Source organism: Nocardioides sp. OK12 (genome assembly GCF_024341885.1).
Classification (GTDB): domain Bacteria; phylum Actinomycetota; class Actinomycetes; order Propionibacteriales; family Nocardioidaceae; genus Nocardioides; species Nocardioides marinisabuli.
In genome coordinates this window covers 138,829-159,985 of record NZ_BNET01000004.1, presented here as the reverse complement: position 1 = coordinate 159,985, position 21,157 = coordinate 138,829, and the positions used below count along the sequence as shown (strand labels likewise).

21 protein-coding genes are annotated in these 21,157 nt (G+C 74.8%); 7 read left to right on the top strand and 14 right to left on the bottom strand.

The genetic code is table 11. The annotated features are described in order from the left end of the window. Positions 1-41: 41 nt before the first annotated feature. Positions 42-479 (bottom strand): molybdenum cofactor biosynthesis protein MoaE, encoded by a 438-nt coding sequence (locus tag OCU29_RS11235; RefSeq protein ID WP_258017059.1) that lies wholly within the window; start codon positions 477-479, stop codon positions 42-44. A gap of 91 nt (positions 480-570) precedes the next feature. Here OCU29_RS11235 and OCU29_RS11230 point away from each other — a divergent pair, with 91 nt between their 5' ends. Next, positions 571-1,983, top strand: a complete 1,413-nt coding sequence (locus OCU29_RS11230) for a zinc-dependent metalloprotease (protein ID WP_261819990.1) — start codon at positions 571-573, stop codon at positions 1,981-1,983. Next, the gene (locus tag OCU29_RS11225; protein ID WP_261819989.1) at positions 1,980-2,579 is read left to right on the top strand and encodes an NUDIX hydrolase; all 600 of its coding nucleotides are present in this window, start codon (positions 1,980-1,982) and stop codon (positions 2,577-2,579) included. Before OCU29_RS11230 ends, OCU29_RS11225 begins: the two co-directional genes overlap by 4 nt. Here OCU29_RS11225 and OCU29_RS11220 read toward each other — a convergent pair. Continuing rightward, complete coding sequence (locus OCU29_RS11220; RefSeq protein WP_179613846.1) at positions 2,528-3,100, bottom strand: M48 family metallopeptidase; 573 nt, start codon at positions 3,098-3,100, stop codon at positions 2,528-2,530. The two genes, OCU29_RS11225 and OCU29_RS11220, sit on opposite strands and share 52 nt — an antisense overlap. 10 nt (positions 3,101-3,110) lie before the next feature. After that, positions 3,111-4,166 carry a PHP domain-containing protein gene (locus OCU29_RS11215; RefSeq protein ID WP_261819988.1) on the bottom strand — a complete coding sequence of 352 codons (1,056 nt, stop codon included), beginning with the start codon at positions 4,164-4,166 and terminating at the stop codon, positions 3,111-3,113. 283 nt (positions 4,167-4,449) lie between these two features. Here OCU29_RS11215 and OCU29_RS11210 point away from each other — a divergent pair, with 283 nt between their 5' ends. Together OCU29_RS11210 and OCU29_RS11205 are read left to right on the top strand one after the other, a co-directional pair. After that, on the top strand, positions 4,450-4,608 hold the full coding sequence (locus tag OCU29_RS11210; RefSeq protein WP_091115022.1) for a DUF5679 domain-containing protein: 159 nt from the start codon (positions 4,450-4,452) through the stop codon (positions 4,606-4,608). A 142-nt stretch (positions 4,609-4,750) separates the two neighbouring features. Then, positions 4,751-5,677, top strand: a complete 927-nt coding sequence (locus tag OCU29_RS11205) for a TOMM precursor leader peptide-binding protein (RefSeq protein ID WP_261819987.1) — start codon at positions 4,751-4,753, stop codon at positions 5,675-5,677. A gap of 12 nt (positions 5,678-5,689) precedes the next feature. On the opposite strand, the gene OCU29_RS11200 is transcribed toward OCU29_RS11205, so the two are convergent. From OCU29_RS11200 to OCU29_RS11175, 6 genes are all read right to left on the bottom strand, one after another. Then, the gene (locus OCU29_RS11200) at positions 5,690-5,851 is read right to left on the bottom strand and encodes a hypothetical protein (RefSeq protein WP_261819986.1); all 162 of its coding nucleotides are present in this window, start codon (positions 5,849-5,851) and stop codon (positions 5,690-5,692) included. A gap of 89 nt (positions 5,852-5,940) precedes the next feature. Further along, on the bottom strand, positions 5,941-6,135 hold the full coding sequence (locus tag OCU29_RS11195; protein WP_179613850.1) for a hypothetical protein: 195 nt from the start codon (positions 6,133-6,135) through the stop codon (positions 5,941-5,943). Positions 6,136-6,168: 33 nt separating this feature from the next. Next, positions 6,169-6,333, bottom strand: a complete 165-nt coding sequence (locus tag OCU29_RS11190; protein WP_179613851.1) for a hypothetical protein — start codon at positions 6,331-6,333, stop codon at positions 6,169-6,171. Positions 6,334-6,387: 54 nt separating this feature from the next. Next, on the bottom strand, positions 6,388-6,618 hold the full coding sequence (locus tag OCU29_RS11185; protein ID WP_246305215.1) for a WhiB family transcriptional regulator: 231 nt from the start codon (positions 6,616-6,618) through the stop codon (positions 6,388-6,390). Positions 6,619-6,837: 219 nt separating this feature from the next. Further along, positions 6,838-7,035, bottom strand: a complete 198-nt coding sequence (locus OCU29_RS11180; RefSeq protein ID WP_179613853.1) for a hypothetical protein — start codon at positions 7,033-7,035, stop codon at positions 6,838-6,840. A 145-nt stretch (positions 7,036-7,180) separates the two neighbouring features. Then, positions 7,181-9,223, bottom strand: a complete 2,043-nt coding sequence (locus tag OCU29_RS11175; protein WP_261819985.1) for an ATP-dependent helicase — start codon at positions 9,221-9,223, stop codon at positions 7,181-7,183. Between the two features lie 78 nt (positions 9,224-9,301). On the opposite strand from OCU29_RS11175, the gene OCU29_RS11170 reads away from it, so the two are divergent. Beyond that, positions 9,302-9,580 carry a mycoredoxin gene (locus OCU29_RS11170; RefSeq protein WP_261819984.1) on the top strand — a complete coding sequence of 93 codons (279 nt, stop codon included), beginning with the start codon at positions 9,302-9,304 and terminating at the stop codon, positions 9,578-9,580. Positions 9,581-9,618: 38 nt separating this feature from the next. Here OCU29_RS11170 and nudC read toward each other — a convergent pair whose 3' ends face one another. Next, positions 9,619-10,527, bottom strand: a complete 909-nt coding sequence (gene nudC, locus OCU29_RS11165; RefSeq protein WP_179613856.1) for an NAD(+) diphosphatase — start codon at positions 10,525-10,527, stop codon at positions 9,619-9,621. A 53-nt stretch (positions 10,528-10,580) separates the two neighbouring features. Between nudC and OCU29_RS11160 the strand changes: the two genes are divergently transcribed. After that, positions 10,581-11,666 (top strand): NAD(P)/FAD-dependent oxidoreductase, encoded by a 1,086-nt coding sequence (locus OCU29_RS11160; protein WP_261819983.1) that lies wholly within the window; start codon positions 10,581-10,583, stop codon positions 11,664-11,666. Here OCU29_RS11160 and OCU29_RS11155 read toward each other — a convergent pair. The 3 genes from OCU29_RS11155 to OCU29_RS11145 are packed head-to-tail and all read right to left on the bottom strand — an operon-like array spanning position 11,654 to position 18,810. Next, positions 11,654-12,310, bottom strand: a complete 657-nt coding sequence (locus OCU29_RS11155; RefSeq protein WP_261819982.1) for an SDR family oxidoreductase — start codon at positions 12,308-12,310, stop codon at positions 11,654-11,656. The two genes, OCU29_RS11160 and OCU29_RS11155, sit on opposite strands and share 13 nt — an antisense overlap. A 9-nt stretch (positions 12,311-12,319) precedes the next feature. Beyond that, positions 12,320-15,535 (bottom strand): ATP-dependent DNA helicase, encoded by a 3,216-nt coding sequence (locus OCU29_RS11150; protein ID WP_261819981.1) that lies wholly within the window; start codon positions 15,533-15,535, stop codon positions 12,320-12,322. After that, complete coding sequence (locus tag OCU29_RS11145; RefSeq protein ID WP_261819980.1) at positions 15,532-18,810, bottom strand: ATP-dependent DNA helicase; 3,279 nt, start codon at positions 18,808-18,810, stop codon at positions 15,532-15,534. Before OCU29_RS11145 ends, OCU29_RS11150 begins: the two co-directional genes overlap by 4 nt. A 66-nt stretch (positions 18,811-18,876) precedes the next feature. Here OCU29_RS11145 and OCU29_RS11140 point away from each other — a divergent pair, with 66 nt between their 5' ends. Continuing rightward, complete coding sequence (locus OCU29_RS11140) at positions 18,877-20,031, top strand: CaiB/BaiF CoA-transferase family protein (RefSeq protein WP_261819979.1); 1,155 nt, start codon at positions 18,877-18,879, stop codon at positions 20,029-20,031. Positions 20,032-20,044: 13 nt separating this feature from the next. Here OCU29_RS11140 and OCU29_RS11135 read toward each other — a convergent pair whose 3' ends face one another. Then, positions 20,045-21,157: a ring-opening amidohydrolase gene (locus OCU29_RS11135; protein ID WP_261819978.1), complete on the bottom strand. Its 1,113-nt coding sequence runs from the start codon at positions 21,155-21,157 to the stop codon at positions 20,045-20,047.

Below are 21,157 nucleotides of genomic sequence, written 5' to 3'. Positions count from 1 at the left end.
TCCCTGCTCGACCAACGACGACCGACGGCGCAGGGCGCGGGTCAGGGGGTGCCGACCCACTCGTCCTGGCCGTCGGTGAAACGCTGGTGCTTCCAGATCGGCACCTCGGACTTGAGGGTGTCGATGAGGTCGCGGGTGGCGGCGAAGGCCTGCCCCCGGTGGCTGGCGACGGTGGCCACGACGACGGCGACGTCGCCGATGGCCAGGGTGCCGGTGCGGTGCAGGGCGGCGACGCCCTGCACGTCGTGGTCGGCGGCCACCTGGTCGCAGACCTCGCGCAGGCGGGTCAGGGCGGTGGGGTGGGCGGAGTAGTCGAGTCCTACGACGCCCTTGCCGCCGTCGTGGTCGCGCACCCGGCCCACGAAGAGGTTCAGCCCGCCCGCCGCGTCGTCGTCGAGGGCGGCGAGCACCTCCTCGACCTCCAGCGGGGTCTCGCGGAGGTCGACGAGGCGGACGACGGGCTGCGCGCTGCTGCTCACGCCGACGAGCCTACGACGTCGGTGCCGCCACCCCGTCGGCTCGACCCCACCGGCCCGGCCCGACCTTGCCGTCGCGGCGTAGCCTGACCCCATGACTGACAAGCCCGCGGACGGCCCCGGCGAGGGCGACGACGAGCAGCAGAACCCCTTCAAGGGCACGCCCTTCGAGCACCTCTTCGGCGCCGGCGGAGCCATGGGCGGCATGGGCGGCATGGGCGGCGCCGGCGGGCAGATGCCCGACCTGAGCGCGATGTTCGGGGGCAAGATGCCCGACCTCAACCAGATTATGAGCCAGATCCAGTCGCTGATGCAGCCCTACGACGGCCCGGTGAACTGGGACCTCGCGGTCGACACCGCCCGCAAGACCGTCGCCCAACAGCCCGACCCCAGCCCGTCGCAGCGCCAGAAGGACGCCGTCGCAGACGCCCTCGGCCTGGCCGACCACTGGCTCGACACCGCCACCGAGCTGCCCTCGGCGATCACCAGCACCAGCGCCTGGAGCCGCGCCGAGTGGGTCGTGGGCACCCAGGAGGTCTGGCGCGGGCTGGTCGAGCCGGTCGCCGCCCAGTCCGCGCAGTCGCTCTCGGGCGCGCTGCCCGAGGAAGCGCAGGCGATGGGCGGCCCGCTGCTGGGCATGCTCGGCACCTTCATGGGCTCGATGCTGGCCACCCAGGCCGGTTCGGGCATCGGCACCCTGGCCTCCGAGGTGCTCTCGGTCTCCGACGTCGGCCTGCCCCTGGCCCCCGCCGGGCGCGCGGCCCTGCTGCCGGCCAACATCGAGTCCTTCGCCGAGGGCCTCGACGTGGGCTACGACGACGTGCTGCTCTACCTCGCCCTGCGCGAGGCCGCCCACCAGCGCCTCTACGGCAGCGTCCCGTGGCTGCGCGAGCACGTGCTCGGCGCGGTCAAGGACTACGGGCGCGGCATCGACATCAACACCGAGGCGATCCAGGCCCGCATCGAGGAGCAGATGCGCGGCGTCGACCCCAGCAACCCCGAGTCGGTCCAGCAGCTGCTCGAGGGCGGGCTCTTCGACCTGCCCAGGTCGCCGCTGCAGGTGGCGGCGCTCGAGCGCCTCGAGATCGTGCTCGCCCTCGTCGAGGGCTGGGTCGACGAGGTGGTCGGCCAGGCCACCGAGGGCAGGATGCCCGCGGCCGCCAAGCTGCAGGAGGCCGTACGCCGCCGCCGCGCGGCCGGCGGCCCCGCCGAGGAGACCTTCGCGGCCCTGGTGGGCCTCGAGCTGCGCCCGCGTCGGCTGCGCGACGCCTCCACCCTGTGGGGCTCGCTGCGCACCCGCCAGGGCGCGGAGGCCCGCGACGGGGTGTGGACCCACCCCGACCTGCTGCCGACGTCGGCCGACCTCGACGACCCGCTGGGCTTCCGCGACGAGGCGAACGCACCCGAGGCCCTCAGCGACGAGGACTTCGACGCCGAGCTCGCCAAGCTGCTGGGCGGCGGGTCCGAGGAGCGGCCCGACGAGCAGCCGGGCGCCGACGACGAGTGAGCCTGCACGCCGACGCCGTCGCGGTGCTCTCCACCTGGAGCGCGCCCGACGCGGGTCAGGACGAGCTGCGCGAGCGCTACCTGGCCCACCTGCACGACTGCCCCGAGGCGATGCGTCGTGAGGGCCGGCCCGACCACCTGACCGCCAGCACCCTGGTGCTCAGCGCCGACGGCGAGCGGGTGCTGCTGACCCTGCACGCCAAGGCCCGGCGCTGGTTCCAGCTGGGCGGGCACTGCGAGGCCGGCGACCCCACCCTGGCCGCGGCCGCGCTGCGCGAGGCCACGGAGGAGTCCGGCCTGACCGGGCTGCGCCTCGACCCGGTGCCCGTGCAGCTCAGCGCCCACGCCGTGCCCTTCTGCGGCGGCACCCCCGAGCGGCCCGTCCACCACCTCGACGTGCGCTTCGTGGCGGTGGCCACCGACGACGAGCAGCACGCGGTGAGCGAGGAGTCCCTCGACGTGCGGTGGTGGCCGACCGACGCACTGCCCGACCCCGAGCGCGACCTGGTCGACCTGGTGCGGCTGGCGCGTGCGCGGCTGCGCGCTCAGTCGATCTCGTCGCCCTCGTCGCGGGCCGCCGACCAGCCCATCAGGTAGCCCCTGGCGCGCTCGGCCTGCGGGTAGTTCTCCACCCAGGCCCAGAACCGCTCGTTGTGGTGGGCCTCCACCAGGTGCGCCAGCTCGTGGACGATCACGTAGTCGACGACCCACTGCGGCATCTGCTGCAGCCGCGTCGAGATCCGGATGGTGCGCTCCCCGGGGGTGCAGGAGCCCCAGCGCGAGGACTGGTTCTCCACCCAGCGCACCGACTCGGGCACCGCCAGCCCACCGAGGTAGCGGTCCGAGAGGCTCCTGGCCCGCCCCAGCAGGTCGTCGTCGCTGGGTCGGCGGCGCTGCTCGGAGCGCTCGATGCGCGCGACCATCGTCGCGACCCACTCGGCCTCCTCGGCCCGGGTCAGCGACGCGGGCACCAGCACCACGATCCGGTTGCCGTCGCGGTACGCCGAGACCGTGCGGCGGCGCCGGGCCGAGCGGCGTACCTCGACCTCGGGCGGGCACGGCGACGCCGACCGCTGCTGCGGGTCGTCGTCGGGCCGGGAGTCCGGCAGGACCGCCATGACCCGAAGGCTAGCTCCTCGCCCACTCCAGCAGGCGCTGCTTGGGCCAGGTGTTGACGATCCGGTCGGGATCGATGCCCGCCGCCTCGGCGCGCTCGGCACCGTAGGCCAGGAAGTCGAGCTGGCCCGGCGCGTGGGCGTCGGAGTCGATGGAGAAGAGGCAGCCCAGGTCGCGGGCGAGCTCGAGCAGGCGGGTCGGCGGGTCGCGCCGCTCGGGCCGGGAGTTGATCTCGACCGCCGTGCCGGTCTCGGCGCACGCCTCGAAGACGGCCTGCGCGTCGAAGGTCGACTCCGCGCGCCTGCCGCGTCCGCCGGTGACCAGACGACCGGTGCAGTGGCCCAGCACGTTCACCCGGGGGTTGCGCACCGCGGCCACCATCCGCCGGGTCATCGCGTCGGCCTCCATCTTCAGCTTGGAGTGCACGCTGGCCACCCGCACGTCGAGCCGGTCGAGCATGTCGTCGCCCTGGTCGAGGCTGCCGTCGTCGAGGATGTCGACCTCGATGCCCTTGAGCAGCGTGAAGCCGGACCCCGCGAGGTGGTCGTTGACGGCGTCGACGACGTCGAGCTGGCGCGCCAGCCGCTCGGCCGAGAGCCCGCGGGCGACCTTGAGCCGGGGCGAGTGGTCGGTCAGCACCTGGTACTCACGTCCCAGCTCGATCGCGCTGAAGGCCATCTCCTCGATCGGTGAGCCGCCGTCGGACCAGTCGGAGTGCGAGTGCAGGTCGCCGCGCAGCAGCGCGTGCAGCTCCTCGCCGCCGCTGACCAGGGGTCCGCCGTGCTCGGCCTCGGCGCGCGCCAGCCGGTCGGGGCGCTGCCCGCGCACCGCCTGCTCGATGACCGTCGCGGTGCTGGGCCCCACCCCCTCGACGCGGCGGATCGTGCCGTCGGCGACGGCCGCAGCGACGGCCTCCTCCCCCAGCGGCAGGATCGCCGCCGCCGCGCCCCGGAACGCCTTGACCTTGTAGGTGTCCTCGCGACCCCGCTCCAGCAGGAACGCGATCCGGCGCAGCGCGGCGACGGGCCCGTCGTCGTAGGCCTGCTCTCCGGGGGTCTGCTCAGCCACGCGGCTCCTCCGAGGGGTCGTCCTCCACAGCCGGTGGAGGGGTGTCGGTGCTGGTCAGGGCAGCCTACGGGGCCACCCCGACAACGCCCGTCCACAGGTTCCTCCCCCGTGAACAGGCCGCTCGTCCACCGTGAACACGGGTTCGTCCACAGGTCTGTCCACAGCCTGTGCTGCACCGGTGTCGGGAATTTCCTCCGCCACGGCGGCCCCCGGGTGCCGTAGGGTCGTGGCGGCCCGGTGCACCCGCCGCGGCGACCCGAGTGAGACAGGCAAGGAGGCCGTCATGGCGGAGACCTGGAGCGGCGAGTTCTACTGCGTGAAGTGCAAGGAGAAGCGCGAGGCGGAGGGCGAGGTGAAGGTGAACGACAAGGGCACCCGCATGGCCAAGGCCGTCTGCCCCGTCTGCAGCACCAACCTCAACCGCATCCTCGGCAAGGCCTGAGCCTCCCGACGACGCACACGACGCACACGACGCACCTGCGCACCACCCTCGACGGCCCCGGACCACAGGTCCGGGGCCGTCGTCGCGCCCGGGGCTGTGGAGAGCGGGGTGCGGAGCGGCTCGCAGTGGGTAGGAAGGACCCATGAGCTCGTCTCCCCCGCCGCCCTCGCTGCCCGCGCTGCCGCAGCGGCCCCGGTTGCTGCCGGGCGCCGGGATCTACCGTCGCGACGACCGCCACCTGCAGGTGGGGCTCGGTGCCCCGCGCCGGGTGGTGTTCCCCGACCACCCCGAGGTCCGCGCCCTCCTGCGCTCGCTGGAGTCCCCCGGCGCGTACGCCGACCCGGCACCCGAGGGCCCGCGCGCGAGCGGTGCGCTGACCGCGCTGGCCGCGGCCGGTCTGCTGGTCGGCTCCGACGCGCTCGACGACTGCCTGCGCGACGCCCGGTCCGCGGGCGGCCTCGACCCCGGCGGGGTGGCTGCCGCGTTCTGCGAGGCCCCCGTCGACGCCCCCCGCCGCCTGCGCGAGCGCGCGCGGGCGCGGGTGCGCGTCGAGGCCCGGCCCGACCTGCGCGGCGAGGCCCTCGGGCTCCTCGGGGCCTCGGGCGTCGGGCTGCACGAGCCCGCGATGGGACTCGACCCGACGCTCGTGCTCCTCGTCGGTCACGAGCCCGACCGCGAGGTGGTCGACGAGCTGGTGCGCCAGCAGGTGCCGCACCTGCTCGTCACCGCCCGGCTCGAGCACTACCTCGTCGGACCGTTCGTGGTGCCCGGCCGCACCGCCTGCCTGCGCTGCCTCGACGCCCACGCGGCCGAGCGCGACCCGCGGCGGGCGGTCGTGCTGGCCCAGCACGCCCGCCGGGCGGGCGGGCCCGCCGAGCCCAGCGACCCGGCGCTGCGCGCGCTGGCCACGGCCTGGGCGGTGCGCGACGTGGTCCGCCACCTCGACGGGGAGAGACCCTCGACGTGGTCGGCGACGACCACGCTGGGCCCCGACCTGGCACCCGACCACGTCGCGCTGCTGCGCCACCCGCACTGCGGCTGTGCCTGGGACGTGCTGGCGGCCGGCTGACCCACCACCGGCTCACCACCAGTCGGAGTCGAGCTTGCCCTCCATCGCGCGCACGTGCTCGCGCGAGCAGGTGTCGCAGAACGTCCGGGTGCGACCGCGCTCCACCGCCGTCGACCAGGCCAGCGTCGCTGCGTCGTCGTCCTCCTGGCGGCCGCAGAAGTCACAGGTGCGCATGCCCTCCACTGTGGCACGGCGCGGGTGGGCACGCGGCCGGACACACGAAGGAGCCGGGCACGACAGGTGTCGTGCCCGGCTCCTCCTCGTCACAGCGCGCGGGCCAGGGCCAGTCGCGCCTGCTGGGCGGCCGTCTCGGCCTTGCGGCCCAGACGCTGGGCCCGGGCCAGGTGGTGCCCGCGGCGAAGGGACTGCGCCTCTCCCAGGCGCTCGGCCATTTGTATGCGGGCCAGGTTCTCGTGCATCAAGTTCATCTTCGTGCTCCGGTTCGTGGTCGTGGTCATGAGGTCTCTGTCTCCCTGACGAGGTGGTGGCGCTCAGAGCGCCCGGGCGAGGGCGGTACGGGCCTGGGCTGCGGCCCGCTCAGCACGTCGGCTGAAGCGGTGCGCACGGGCCAGCTCGTGATGGCGCCGTCGTCGGTCCGCCTCGTCGAGCCGGGCGCTGATCTGCGCCGCGGCGAGGCTGTCCGGCTGGATGTGCATGGTGGTCGTCTCTCTGTGGATGCTGCGGTGGGTGCTGCGGTGGGGTGCTGCCGGTCAGGCCGCCTGCTCGTTCTTGCGGGGCCGGCCGCGGGGCCGCTTGCGCGGGATCACGACGCCTTGGAGGAAGAGCTCGCCTCCCCACACGCCCCAGGGCTCGCGACGCTCGAGGGCTCCGGCGAGGCACAGCTGGCGCACGGGGCAGTCGAGGCAGAGCGCCTTGGCCTGCTCGACGTCCTGGGGGGACTCGGCGAACCAGAGCTCGGGGTTGGCGACCCGGCAGGGCATCTGCTCGGGGTCGGCCTGGTCGTGCAGCTGCCCGAGCGAGGGCTCTGTGCGGTCGAGAACACTGATGGTCATGGATGTCACCTCCTTGTCGACCTGGTAGCGGGTGGGAACTGCTCGTCGATCTCTCGACGGACTGGGGTGGGGCCGCTGCTGGCAAAGACAAAGGCCGCGGATCCCGGTTTCGGGTTCCGCGGCCTGGAGGCTCATCGACGACTGCTCTCAGCAGGTCGGTGGTCTCCAGGCAGAGGTCCCCCGGGCGGCGGCGAAGCCGGCCTGGCCCTTCACGGCGCCGAGGACGCCGCGACGGTCGCGATCGACGACGTGACCGGACATGGGCAGGGTGGTGCCGTACGGGCGCGCAGTCGTCGCGGCGGTCGTGGCCGTCATCGCGATCTGAGTGCTGAACATCTGCTCCACCTCCTTCTCGTCCGGTGCGCGGGCGTCGTCACTGCCCCGGTGCGCGTTTGCTGGTGCTGAGTAAACTAGCCGCCCCCTCGTGTAAGGGGCAAACCATTTATTGGCTATTTCCAGAACTTTTTCTGCGGGGGTCCCCGACGCCCGCTCAGCCGACCAGGCCGAGCACGTCCTCGCCGTACTTGTCGAGCTTGGAGCGGCCGATCCCGGCGATGCGCAGCAGGGCCTGCTCGGTCTGCGGCTTCTGCTCGGCGATGAGCTCGAGGGTGGCGTCGGAGAACACCACGAAGGCGGGCACCTTCTCCTCGCCGGCGCGCTCCTTGCGCCACTCGCGCAGCCGCTCGAACAGCTCCTCGTCGTAGGAGGCCGGGCAGTCCTCGCAGCGGGCACGCTTCTTGTCGGCGGGCGTGCGCAGCGGGGTGCCGCACTCGCGGCAGCTCATCGCGCGCCCCGCGCGGGTCGAGCCGGCGGGGCGCGGCCGGGCCTCCTCGGGCAGCAGCGGGTCGAGGAACCTCGAGGGCTTGCGCGAGCCGCGCCCACCGGGGTTGCGCGCCAGCGACCAGGAGCAGGAGAGCTCGAGGCGGGCCCGGGTCATGCCGACGTAGAGCAGCCGGCGCTCCTCCTCCACCGCCGCGGGGGTGTCGGCGTAGGTGATCGGCAGGGTGCCGTCCTGGAGCCCGCAGCAGAACACGTGGTCCCACTCCAGGCCCTTGGCGGCGTGGAAGGTCGCCAGGGTGACGCCCTCGGCCACCGGGGCGTGCTGCTCGGCGGCGCGGCGGTCGAGGTCGTCGACGAAGGCCCCGGCCGGGTCGTCGTGCTGCGTGCCCTCACCGGCCGCGAACTCCTCGGCCTGGTCGACCAGGGCCTGCCAGGACTCCCAGCGGTCCCGGGTCTGGCCGCGCCCGGTCGGGGGCGAGGACGTCCAGCCCATGCCGGCCAGCGTCGAGCGCACCAGCTCGACGAGCTCCTCACCCGCGCCGCTGCGGGCGGCGCCGCGGATCCGCGTCACCGCCTCGCGCACCTCGGGCCGGTCGAAGAAGCGCGCGGCACCGCGGATGACGTAGGGGATCTTGCGGGCCGCGAGCGCGTCCTCGAAGGTCTCGGACTGGGCGTTGATGCGGAAGAGGATCGCCACCTCCCCCAGGGACGTGCCCGCCTCGCGCAGCTGCAGGATGCGCGCGGCCACCGCCTCGGCCTCGGAGACCTCGTCGGGCGCGGAGCGGTAGTCGACCGCGCGGCCCGACGGGCGCTGGGAGCGCAGCGAGACGCTGGTGGTGCTCGAGCCCTCCAGGAGGGCGTTGGCGGCCGAGACCACCTCGGGGGTGGAGCGGTAGTTGCGCACCAGCTCGACCGAGGTGGTGCCGGGGTGCTTGGCCGGGAAGTCGCGCAGGTAGTCGGCGTTGGCGCCGGCGAAGGAGTAGATGGTCTGCGCCGGGTCGCCGACCACGCACAGCTCCTCGCGCCCACCGAGCCACAGGTCGAGCAGCGCCGACTGCAGCGGCGAGACGTCCTGGAACTCGTCGACGACGAAGTACTTGTACTGCCGGCGCACCTGCGCGGCCACCCGCTCGTCGTCGGCGAGCAGGCCCGCGGTCAGCAGCAGGATGTCCTCCATGTCCATCCGGCCCTCGCCGCGCTTGACGTCCTCGTAGGCGGCGAAGATGCGCGCGACCGTGTCGGCGTCGTGGCCGGTGACGCTGCGCCCGCGGCGGGTGGCGACCTTGGCGTAGTCGTCGGGGTGGACGTTGCTGACCTTGGCCCACTCGACCTCGGAGGCCAGGTCGCGCAGCAGCGCCTGGTCGACGCGCACCCGCTGGCGGCGCGCGGCACCGGCGAGCAGCGGGATCTTCGACTCGGTCAGCCGCGGCAGCTCGGTGCCGTGCACGTGGGGCCAGAAGTAGCGCAGCTGGCGCAGCGCCGCGGCGTGGAAGGTGCGCGCCTGCACCGCCCCGGCGCCCATGGTGCGCAGCCGCTGGCGCATCTCGCCCGCGGCACGGGTGGTGAAGGTGACCGCGAGGACCTCGGTCGGGGTGTAGACCCCGGAGGCCACGCCGTAGGCGATGCGGTGCGTGATCGCCCGGGTCTTGCCGGTGCCGGCACCCGCCAGCACCCGCACCGGGCCGCGCAGCGCCTCCGCGACCTGGCGCTGCTCGGGGTCGAGCGCGGAGAGCAGGGCGTCGGGGTCGGGCATCAGGGGGAACAACTCCGCTTCGGACGTGGTTGGCAGGAGGACCGATCACACCCTAGATGCCGGAGGCGACAGCCCGAGATGAGCACCGAAGCACCTGTGGAGAGCACGCCCACCACCGGGTTCACCATGTACAGCACGCCGTGGTGCGGCTACTGCCACCGCCTGAAGTCGCAGCTGGACCGCGAGGGCATCCCCTTCACGATCGTCGACATCGAGCAGGACCCCTCGGCCGCCGACGTCGTCGAGAAGGTCAACAACGGCAACCAGACCGTGCCGACGCTGGTCTTCTCCGACGGCAGCGCGATGACGAACCCCTCGCTGGTGCAGGTCAAGGACAAGCTGGCCTCGCTGGCCTGAGCCCGAGCCGGCCCGTCCGAACGGGCCGGCTCGGCGCGTCACCAGTGGCCGGGCAGGGGGCCGCCGTACCAGTGCTCGACCAGCGAGCGGCTGATCGAGACCCCGCCCGGCAGCACGAGGCTGCCCGCCTCCGCCTGCTCGCGCATCTCGCGGCGGGTGAACCAGCGGGCGTCCTCGAGCTCGTCGTGGTCGACCTGGATCTCGGTGGTGGTCGCGCGAGCGGTGAAGCCCACCATCAGGCTCGCCGGCAGCGGCCACGGCTGGTTGCCGAAGTAGTCGACCTCGCCGACGTGCACGCCGGTCTCCTCCAGCACCTCGCGGCGCACGGCGTCCTCGAGGCTCTCCCCCGGCTCGCAGAAGCCCGCCAGGGTCGAGAACCGGCCCTCGGGCCACACCGACTGGCGCCCCAGCAGGCAGCGCTCGTCGTCGCTGCCGGGCTCCCCGTGGGTGACGACCATGATCACGGCGGGGTCGGTGCGCGGGAACTGCGCCTTGCCGCAGCGGGTGCAGACCAGCTCGTGGCCCGACTTGCGGGGCTCGAGGTCGCCCGCGCACCGGGGGCAGAAGCGGGTGACGAAGAGCCACTCGGCCAGGCCCAGGGCGTGGAAGACCAGCGGTGCGTAGGCGAGCGCGTCGTCGGCCAGCGAGGGCAGCAGGCCGCGCAGCGGCACCCAGCCCTCGCCCTGGCGGGAGAGCCCGGCGTCGGTGACCACCGCGAACCACGCCCGCCCGTCCCACTCCCCCAGCAGCACGCGCAGGCCCTCCGGGGCCTCGGCCGGCGCCACCCAGTCGATCCTGCCCCCGACGGGGCGGATGCGGGTCCCGGAGACGACCAGGACCCGGCTGCCGGGGTCGGCCCAGCGCTCGTCGAGCCAGGCGTCGTCGGTGCGGTGCAGCGCCGCTCGGTCGTGGGGGTCGGCTGCCATCAGCTCGTGCGGGTAGCTCACGACCGCGACGGTAGCGCGTGGAACAGCACCCGCCACCGGGGCGTTGGGTCCACGTGGACATCTACGACAGCGTCGTCCTCGGCGCGGGGCAGGCCGGGCTCTCGGCCTCGTTCCACCTGGCCCGTCGTGGGGTGCGCCACCTCGTGCTCGACGCCGACGAGGCACCGGGCGGCGCCTGGCAGCACCGGTGGGACTCGCTGAGCATGGCCGACGTGCACGGTGTGCACGAGCTGCCGCAGGCGCCGGGCGAGCAGGAGGCCCGGCCACCGGCTCGCGACGAGCGGCCCGCCAACCGGGCGGTCCCGGCGTACTTCGCCGACTACGAGCGCCACCACGACCTGCCGGTGCTGCGTCCCGTGCGGGTCGACCGGGTCACCGACGGCCCCGACGGCCTGCTCACCGTGCACGCGGGCGCGCGGAGCCTCACCACCCGCACGCTGGTCAACGCCACCGGCACCTGGTCGCAGCCCTACGTCCCGGCCTACCCGGGCGCGCGCGACTTCGACGGGCTCCAGGTGCACACCCGCGACTACCCCGGCGCCGAGGCGTTCCGGGGGCTGCGCACCGTCGTCGTCGGGGGCGGCGCGTCGGCCGTGCAGCTGCTCGGCGAGGTCGCGCTCGTCACCGAGACCCTCTGGGTGACCCGGCGCGAACCCGTGTGGCGCACCGACGACTTCACCCCCGAGGTCGGCCGCGCGGCGGTCGCCCTGGTCGAGGACCGGGTACGCCGCGGCCTGCCCCCGGCCAGCGTGGTGGGCGTGACCGGCCTGGCGCTGCGCGAGCAGGAGCGCGCCGCCGCCGCGCTGGGCGCCTACGACCGGCAGCCGATGTTCGCCTCGATGGAGCCCGGGGGCGTGCGGTGGGCCGACGGCCGGTTCGAGGCCGCCCAGGCGGTGCTGTGGGCCACCGGCTTCCGACCGGCCGTGCGGCACCTGGCCCCGCTGCGGCTGCGCTCCCCCGAGGGCGGCATCCGCCTCGACCACCACGGCACCACCGCGGTCGACGACCCGCGCGTGCAGCTGGTCGGCTACGGCCCCTCGGCCAGCACGGTCGGCGCCAACCGTGCGGGCCGGCACGCGGCCCTCGGCGTGCTGCGGGCGCTCGCCGCCGGGCCCGACGCCGCGGATCAGGCCGGGTAGGGGACCTCGGACCGCCAGGCGGCGGGATCCTGGTGGGCGGCCCGCCAGAGGGCGTCGCCCACCGCGTCGTGGCTGAAGGTGCCCTCGCGGGCCAGCGCCCCGCGCACCGTCACCGAGACCGCGCGCACCCCCTCGGGCGCCAGGGTCGCGTCGAGGGAGTGCACCAGGTTGCGCACCCCGGCCTTCTGCACCCCCAGGGACGCCGCCGCCGCCGACGGCTCGTCGGCGGCCATCGAACCGGTGACGGTGACCCGGGAGCCGGGTCGCAGGTAGGGGTGCGCGGCCTGCACCGCGACCAGCAGCGCACCGACGCCGAGGCGGACGTCGTCGAGGAGCTCCTCGACGCCCAGGTGCATCGGGTCGGCCTCGCGGTAGGCGCTGGGGTTGACGTGCAGCAGGTCGATGCGCCCGAAGCGGCGACCGAGGTCGGCGACGGCGCTGCCCCCGGTGTGCGGGTCGGCGGCGTCGGCGACCCGCCGCTCCACCCGGGCCGGCACCAGCGTCGAGGCCAGGTCGGCGAGCACCGTCTCGTCGTTGCCGACCAGCCCCACGTGCCAGCCCTCGGCGGCGCAGCGCCGCGCCAGGGACCCGCTCACACCCGGCCCCGCCCCGACCACCACGACGACCCGCTGCTCTGCGCTCATCCCCCGACCCTACGACCCGCCCAGCAGCGCCTCGAGCTCCTCGCGGCCCGGCAGGTCGGCGGGCTCGACCAGGGCGCCGGAGCGCACGTAGTAGAACCCCGCCCGCACCTGCTCGATCTCGAGGCCCTCGAGCTCTGCCCAGGCGGTGCGGTAGAGCGCGAGCTGCAGCGGGTCGGCGTCGGTGCCGCGGTTGGTCTTCCAGTCGACGAGCAGGAACGAGCCGTCGGGCTCCCGGAAGACCGCGTCGATGCGCCCGCGCACGACCTGCCCGGCGAGCACCAGCGCGAAGGGCGCCTCGACCGCGTGCGGCACCCGGTCGGCGAAGGGACCGGCCTCGAAGCGTGCCACCAGCTCCTCGAGGTCGGCGGCGTCGTCGATGCCCTCGTCACCGCGCCCGGGCAGGTCGTCGGGGTCGAGCAGCGGCTGCTGGCCGAAGCGCGCCTCGACCCACGCGTGGAAGCGGGTGCCGAACCGGGCGGCCGCCGACGGCGGCCGGGGCATCGGACGCACCAGCTCGCGCGCGAACGTGGCCGGGTCGTCGCGCAGGCGCGAGAGCGCGGTCACCGAGATGGAGCCCGGCAGCGGCACCTCGACCACCGGGCTCCGGTCACGGCGGGCCTCGGCCAGCAGCCGCTCGAGTTCGTCGTCCCAGGTGTCGAGGACCGAGCGCTCCACGAGGTCGGCCTGCTGGTCCCACTCACCGCCGCGACCGGCGGCCAGCTGCTCGACGGCCTCGGCGACCAGCTCGGAGGCCTCGAGACGACGCAGCGCCTCCGCGGTGTGCTCGGTGACCGGCCAGGGGTGCTCGGGCACCTCGGCCTGCAGCAGGGGGTTGACCTCGCTCTTGTCGGGGCACTCGCGCCAGGCCAGGGGCGCCACCCCGGCCAGGGCCAGGAAGTCGCGGACGACGACCTGGTAGGGCGAGGGACCCAGGCCGCCCTTGCGGCCCTCGGTCCACACGTAGGAGGAGACGACGAGCCGGTGCCGCGCCCGGGTGAAGGCCACGTAGCCCAGGCGCAGCTCCTCGGTGGCCTCGTGCGCCTTGGTCTCGGTGTCGAGGCGCTTGAGCGCGTCGGCGTCGTGGCCCACCAGCTGGGGCAGGTCGCGCTCGTCACCACGCAACGGGGTCGGCAGCATCTCGAGCCGGCGCGGCCACAGGCCGCGGCTGCGGGTGTGGGGGAACTTGTCGCGGCAGGTGCCGACCAGGAACACCACGTCCCACTCCAGCCCCTTGGCGCGGTGCACCGTCAGCAGCTTGACCGAGTCGGCCTCCGAGGGGGTGGCCGCGTCGAGCCCGTTGCCGAGCTCGTCCTCGGCCTGGAGCCAGGCCAGCAGCGAGGTCAGGCTGACCGACCCGTCGATGGCCTGGAAGTCGGCCACCGCCTTGACGAAGATGTCGAGGTTGTCGCGGCGGGCCCGGGCGGCCTCGCTGACCGAGGCGGCCAGCTCGAGGTCGATGCCGCAGGTCTCGATGATGCGTCGCACCAGCTCGAGCAGCGGCTCCCCGACGTGGGCGCGCAGCATCCGCAGCTCGGCGCCCAGCAGCGCGAAGCGCTCCAGGGCCGCCGCGGAGTACGGCAGGTCGCCGGGGTCGTCGAGCGCGTCGCACAGGGCCGGCACCTCGGTGGGGTCGGCGCCCGCGACCGCCTGCTCGAGCTCCTCGGCCACGGCGCGCCCGCTCTCGGCGGCGCGCCCCCGTCGCGCCCCGGCCAGCTGCTCGGCGCGCTGGCCCAGCAGCGCCAGGTCGCGCGGGCCGACCGCCCACCGCGGACCGGTGAGCAGGGTGAGCAGGTCGGCGTTGGCGGTGAGGTCCTCCAGCAGCGTCAGGGTCGCGAGCACCTCGGCCACCTCGGGCAGGCGCAGCAGGCCGCTGAGGCCGACGATCTCCACCGGGACCTCCGCCGCGCTGAGCGCGTCGAAGACGTCGGCGGCGTGCGCGTTGTCGCGCACCAGCACCCCGACCTCGCGCCACGGCGTGCCGGCGGCACGCGCGGCCCGGACCTGGTCGGCGAGCCAGCCCAGCTCCTCGGCGTAGGTCTCGTGGACCGCGACGTCGACCTCGCCGGTCGCCGACGTGCCCGAGCGCAGCGGCGCCACCATCGGGAACTGCCGGTAGAGCGGGTCGGCCAGCGCGTTGGCGACCTCGAGGATGCGGGTGTCGGAGCGCCGGTTGACGCTGAGCCGGAAGCGCGCCACCTCGCCCCCGTCGCCGCGGGGGAAGTCCTCGTCGAAGCGCAGGATGTTGGAGACCGACGCACCGCGCCAGCCGTAGATCGCCTGGTTGGGGTCGCCCACCGCCATCACCGGGTGGCCCCCGCCGAAGAGGCGGCGCAGCATCCGGGCCTGGGCCACCGAGGTGTCCTGGTACTCGTCGAGCAGGACCACGCGGTACTTGCCGCGCTCCTGCTCGCCCACCTCGGCGTGGCTCTCGGCCAGCCGGGCGGCCAGCGCGATCTGGTCGGAGAAGTCCATCAGCCCCAGCGCCTGCTTGAGCCGCTGGTACTCCTCGACCAGGTCGAGGGCCTCGGCACGGCGGGCGAAGGCGCTGGCGACGTCGTCGCGGGTCTTCTTGGGCCCGGCCAGCAGCGCCTCGGCGAAGCGCGGCGCCTGCGCCGCGTCGAAGGCGCGCAGGTCGGCGATGTCGACCAGGTGCTCGCCCAGGGCGCCCTCGAGGCGCAGCACGTAGTCGATGACGTGCCGCGGGCTGTCGGACAGCAGCTCGACGCGGCCGGTGTGCCGGTCGATGACCCGCGCCGCGAGCTGGTAGCGCGACGCGTCGGCCATCACGCGGGTGTCGGGCTCGTGACCGATGCGCAGCCCGTGCTCGGAGAGCAGCGCGGAGGCGTAGGCGTTGTACGTCGACACGGTCGGCTCGAGCAGCTCGACGGCCTGCTCGCCCTGCTCCTCCTGCTCGCCCGGGCCCCCGGGACCGAAGCCGGCCCGCTCGAGGGCGTCGCGGATGCGCTGGCGCAGCTCGCTGGCCGCCTTGGTGGTGAAGGTCAGGCCGAGGACCTCGTCGGGGCGCACCTGCCCGGTCACCACCAGGTAGACCACCCGCGCCGCCATCAGCGTCGTCTTGCCCGACCCGGCGCCGGCGACCACCACGGCCGGCTCGAGCGGGGCCCGGATCGCCTCCCACTGCTCGGGGCTGGGCGGGAACTCCGACTGCATGACCGCCTGGAGGTCCTCGGGGGTGCGCACCTCGCGGGTGCCCGCCGCGCTCACGAGAGCACCGTGCCCGAGGTCTTGGCCGGGCACAGGGGCTGGAAGTCGCAGAAGTCGCAGTGCTTGCCGGGCCTGGCCACGAAGTCCTCCTCGCGCACCGCGCGGGCCGCGGACATCAGCTGCTGCTCGATCGGTCGGACCCCCTGCTCGTCGGGCTGCTGCGGCGCCTGCGCCTGGACCGTGAGGCGACCGCGCGCCTCGTGCCGCAGCTGCCACAGCTCGGCGCCGCCCGGCTCGGCGGTGGCGGGCTCGCCCCGGTGGGCGCTGAGCACCTCGTCGACGGCGCCGTGCTCGACGGCGAGCTGGTAGAGCCCCAGCTGGGGGTGCACCGCGATCTCCTCCCCCGTCGGCTTGTACTTGCTGGTCTTGAGGTCGATGACGACCACCCGGCCCTCCGCGTCGACCTCGAGCCGGTCGGCGTACCCGTGCAGGTGCACCTGCTGGCCGTCGGGCAGCCCGACCCGGGTGCTGATGCGCTGCTCGGTGGCCAGCACCTCGCGCGCGTCGGGACGCTGGTGCCAGGCCAGGAAGCGGGTCAGGGCCTTGCGCACCTCCTCGCGCTCGCGCCCGCCCGACCAGGGGGTGCGGAAGGGCAGCCGCGCCCAGACGGCGTCGACGTGCGCCATCAGCGCCTCCACGGGGTCGGGCCCCGAGAGGTCGACCTCGCCGCGGCTGATGCGGTCGGCGAGCGCGTGCACGACGTTGCCGAAGCCCTGGGCCTGGGTGGCGGCCCGGGCCCCGCCCGCCTCGGACTCCAGGAACCACTTCGCCGGGCACTGCTCGAGCGTGGTCAGCGCACTGGCCGAGAGACGCACCGGCTCGTCGGGCGCGCGCACCGGCTGCTCGGAGGCCGAGAAGGCGCGGGTGCCCCACCAGGTGGCCGGGTCGGCGGCCGGCACCCAGGCGGCACCCTCGCGGTGCTGGGCGACCAGGCGCGCGAGCCGCTCGGCGGCGGCGTGGCGCAGCACCTTGGACTGGGTGTCGTCGGCCACGGTGCGGCGCAGCTCGGCGACCAGCCCGGCCAGCGAGAGGGGCCGGCGCGGCCGGCCCTGCACGTGCTGGGGCGTGGGACCGAGCTCGGCGAGGAACCGGGAGGCCTGCTCACCGTCCTCGTCGGGCGAGGCGACCGCGGTCACCACGAGACGCTCGCGGGCGCGGGTGCAGGCGACGTAGAACAGCCGGCGCTCGTCGGCCAGCAGCTCGCGCGCCGACGTCGGCGGCACCAGGTGCCCGCTGCCGATGCGGTCGGCCTGCAGCAGGGTGGAGCGGCGGCGCAGGTCGGGCCAGCCCTCCTCCTGCACGTGCGCCACGACGACCAGGCGCCACTCCAGCCCCTTGGAGCGGTGGGCGGTGAGCAGGCGCACCGCCTCGCCGCGGATGCCCTGCTCGGCCAGGGTGTCGGCGGGGATCTGCTGGGCCACGAGGGTGGAGAGGAACGAGGCCAGGGCGGTGTGCCCGCGCCGCTCCTCGACCCGGGCCGCCTCGTCGAAGAGGGCGCAGACCGCGTCGAGGTCGCGGTGGGCGCTGCGCCCGCCCTGCCCGCCACGCGTCGAGGCGCTCTGCAGCCGGGCCGGCCAGTCGGTGCCGGACCACAGGTGCCACAGCACCTCCTCGGCCGAGGCGCCGCCCTCCACGAGCCCGCGGGCCTCGCGCAGCAGCCGCGCCAGCCGCGCGGCCCGGGCCACGGCCGGCAGGTCGGCGCCCGGCGTGCCGGCGAGGTCCTCGAGGACGCTGCCGTCGACGACGGCGGCCCGCAGCAGCTCGGGCGAGCTGCGGGGGGCCGTGCCCGCACCGGCCTCGGCGACGCGCTCCTTCTCCCGGGTGCGCAGCAGCCGGGCCAGCACCCGCACGTCGGCCGCGTCGAGGCCGGCCAGGTGGGAGTGCAGCAGCGCGTGCGCGTGCTGGACGTCGAGGTGGTCGACGCTGCGGGGGTCGTCCTCGTCGAGGTGCAGCACCGCCGTGAGGGCGTCGACGAGCGTGCGCACGGCGGGCTCGCCCACCAGCGGGGTGTCGTCGCCGGCGACCTCGACCGGCACCCCGGCCGCCAGCAGGGACCTGCGCAGCGGCGGGATCGACGTGCGCCCCGAGCGCACCAGCACCGCCATGTCGTCCCAGGCGACGCCGTCCTCGAGGTGGGCACGACGCAGCGTGTCGGCCAGGTGCTCGGCCTCCGCGCGCTCGGTGTCGAAGGTCAGCACCTGCACCCGCCCGTCGCCGTGGTCGCCGACCGGCACCGGCGCGAGGAAGTCCTCGCGCGCGCCGCTCTCGATGGTGCCGATGAGCGGCAGCCGGGCAGCCACCCGCTGGGAGCACCGGAGCAGCGAGGCGCCGAAGCGCCGGGTGCCGCGCAGCACCACGGTGCCGGCAGGGCTGCCGTCGCGGCGCGGGAAGGTCGTGGGGAACTCCAGGATGCCGCGCACCTCGGCGCCGCGGAACGCGTAGATCGACTGGTGCGGGTCGCCGACCACGGTCAGGTCACGCCCGTCGCCCGCCAGCGCCTGCAGCAGCGCCACCTGGCCGGGGTCGGTGTCCTGGTACTCGTCGACGAACACGTGGCGGTAGGTGGCACGCAGCTCGTCGCGGTGCTGCTCGGCCAGGATCGCCGCCCGGCGGATCAGGTCGGCGTAGTCGATGGCGCCGCGCGAGTCGAGCACGTCGAGGTACTGGTCGAGGAACCACCCGGCGGCCACGAGCTCGTCGCGACCCTCCTCGGCGCCCAGCCGGCGCAGCTCCTCGCCGTCGAGCCCCTTCTCGCGGGCACGGGCGAGCACCGCCTGCACCTCCCCGGCGAAGCCGCGGGTGCCGACCGCGTGGCGCAGCCCCTCGGGCCAGCGCACCGACTCGGGGGCGTCGGTCAGCAGCTGCTGGAGCACGACGTCCTGCTCGGGCGCGCTGAGCAGCTGCAGCGGGCCCTCGTAGAGCTCGGCGGGCTGGTGCTGGCGGATCAGGCCGTAGGCGAAGGAGTGGAACGTCGTGCCGATCGCGACCGCCGAGGTCAGGCCCAGGCGGGCCGTGACCCGGTCGCGCAGCTGCTCGGCCGCCTTGCGGGAGAACGTCAGCGCCAGCACCTGCTCGGGCCGGGCGCCCTGCTCGATGCGGTGCACGATCGTCTCGACCAGCGTCGTCGTCTTGCCGGTGCCGGGGCCCGCCAGCACGAGCAGCGGGCCGCCGGGGTGCTCCAGCACGCGGCGCTGGTGCTCGTCGAGGACCGGCACCGCGGCCGCCTGCTGCGGCGCGGCCAGCCGGTACGTGGTCGACGGTGCGGGGCTCCTCATGGCGACCATTCGACCACCCGGCACCGACAGCCGCCCGCACGCCCGCCGGCATGGCAGGCTCGCCCCATGGACGGCCCCCTCAGCGACCTGATCGTCATCGACCTGACCCGCGCCCTGGCCGGCCCGCACGCGGCGATGATGCTCGCCGACCAGGGGGCCCGGGTGATCAAGGTCGAGCCCCCGGCCGGCGACGACACCCGCTCCTGGGGGCCGCCGTTCGTCGGGCCCGAGGAGGCGCGCGAGTCGACGTACTTCCTCTCGGCCAACCGCAACAAGGAGTCGGTCGTCCTCGACCTCAAGGACCCCGCCGACTCCGACGTGCTGGCCCGCCTCGTCGAGCGCGCCGACGTGCTGATGGAGAACTACCGCAGCGGCGTGCTCGAGCGGCTCGGCTTCGGCACCGAGCGGCTGCACGCGCTCAACCCGCGCCTGGTGGTGCTCTCCATCACCGGCTTCGGCCACGACGGCCCGGAGGCCCAGCGCGCCGGCTACGACCAGATCGCCCAGGGCGAGGGCGGGCTGATGTCGCTGACCGGCAGCGACACCCCCACCAAGGTCGGGGTGCCGATCGCCGACCTGGTCGCCGGGATGAACGGCGCCTTCGGCGTGCTGGCCGCGCTGCACGAGCGCGAGCGCACCGGGCGCGGCCGCGTCGTGCGCACCTCGCTGCTGGCCGGGATGGTCGGCGTGCACGCCTTCCAGGGCACCCGCTGGACCGTCGCCGGCGAGGTGCCGGGCCCGGCGGGCGCCCACCACCCCTCCATCTCGCCGTACGGGCTCTTCGAGACCGGCACCGCGCCGATCCAGATCGCCTGCGGCTCCGAGGGCCTGTGGCGCGCGCTGTGCGCGGCGCTCGACCTCGACGCGGCCGACGAGCGGTTCGCCACCAACGCCGACCGGGTGGCGCACCGCGACGCCCTGACCGGCCTGCTCGAGGCGCACTTCGCCACCGACCCGGCCGAGCACTGGCTCGAGGTGCTGCGGGCCGCGGGGGTGCCCAGCGGCAAGGTGCGCACCCTCGACGACGTCTACGCCTGGGAGCAGACGCGCTCGCAGGGGCTGCTGCTGGACGTCGAGCACCCGACCCTGGGCCCGCTGCAGCTGCCCGGCTCGCCGCTGCGCTTCGACGACGCCACCCACTCCGGCGGCCGCGCCACCCACCTGCCGCCGCCCCGCCTCGGCGAGCACACCGAGGCCGTCAGGGCCTGGCTCGACACCTGAGCCCCGCGAGGCGTCAGCCGAGGTCGACGATGGCGGCGACCGGGCCGCCGCCGTCGGGTCCCTGGTGTGCCGCCGAGACGGAGACGAACACGGCCGGGTCACCGGTGACGGCGGCGGTCACGCCGCCGACGGCGGCCTTGATCTGGCGGTGCCAGTGCACGTCGGAGTCGTCGAGCATGGCGTTGCGCCGCCCGCGCACGGTGCCGTCCTGGGAGGCCTCGCACTTGAGGAAGAGGTTGACCAGGCGGCCGTCGAGGTCGGAGGGGTGGGGCCGATCGGGCAGGTCGAGGCCGGCGTCGCGGATCGCCTCCCACAGTCCGTCGGCGTCGAGGGCGTCGCGCATCACCGAGTGGCCGATGCGGTAGCGGCCGCCGACCCCGCGCGCGTTGCCGACCACCACCACCTGGGCACGGTCGAGCTCGACGCCCGAGGAGCAGGAGGCCACCGAGGAGTACAGCGAGCGGTCCTTGAGCACCTGCTCGTCGCGGGGCATCTCGATCTCCCCCAGCGCCACGGCGATGCCGAGCGCGGTGCCGCCGTTGGAGACGTCCATCGAGTAGAGCGTGTCCTCGGTGAAGACGTCCTCGCCGCGCGACTTGGCGTCGGCGATGGTGCTCAGGGTCAGCAGCGGCGTCTTGGTCTGCACGTAGTGCACGTCGGCGGCGTCGGTGATGCCGGCGCGCTCCATCGCGACCTCCACCGCGTCGGCGACCTTGGTGACCATGCCGGAGCGGCCGATCTCCTCGGGCAGCAGCACCTCGCTCATCGCGAACCCGACGGTCAGCCGCTTCTCCTCGGGGTCCCGGGGCGGCTCGACGGAGCCCTCGGGCAGCGTCGCGAAGATCGTGGCGTGCGGGCTGATCACGCCGTCGGTGCCGCCCGACCACACGATCGGCACCTGCGACACCGCCTCGGGGTCGGCGCCGCGAGCGACCAGCACCTCGCGGAAGGCCCGGTCGGCGATGATGCGGGTGTAGTCGTTGACCCCGCCGTTGCCCTCGGTCTTGCCGATGATCGCGACGACGCGCGAGGCCTCCAGCACCCCCTCGTCGAGGAGCTTCTCGAGCTCGCTGGCATCGGCGACGGAGTGGATCGGGACCTTGCGGACCTCGATGGCGTGCGGCAT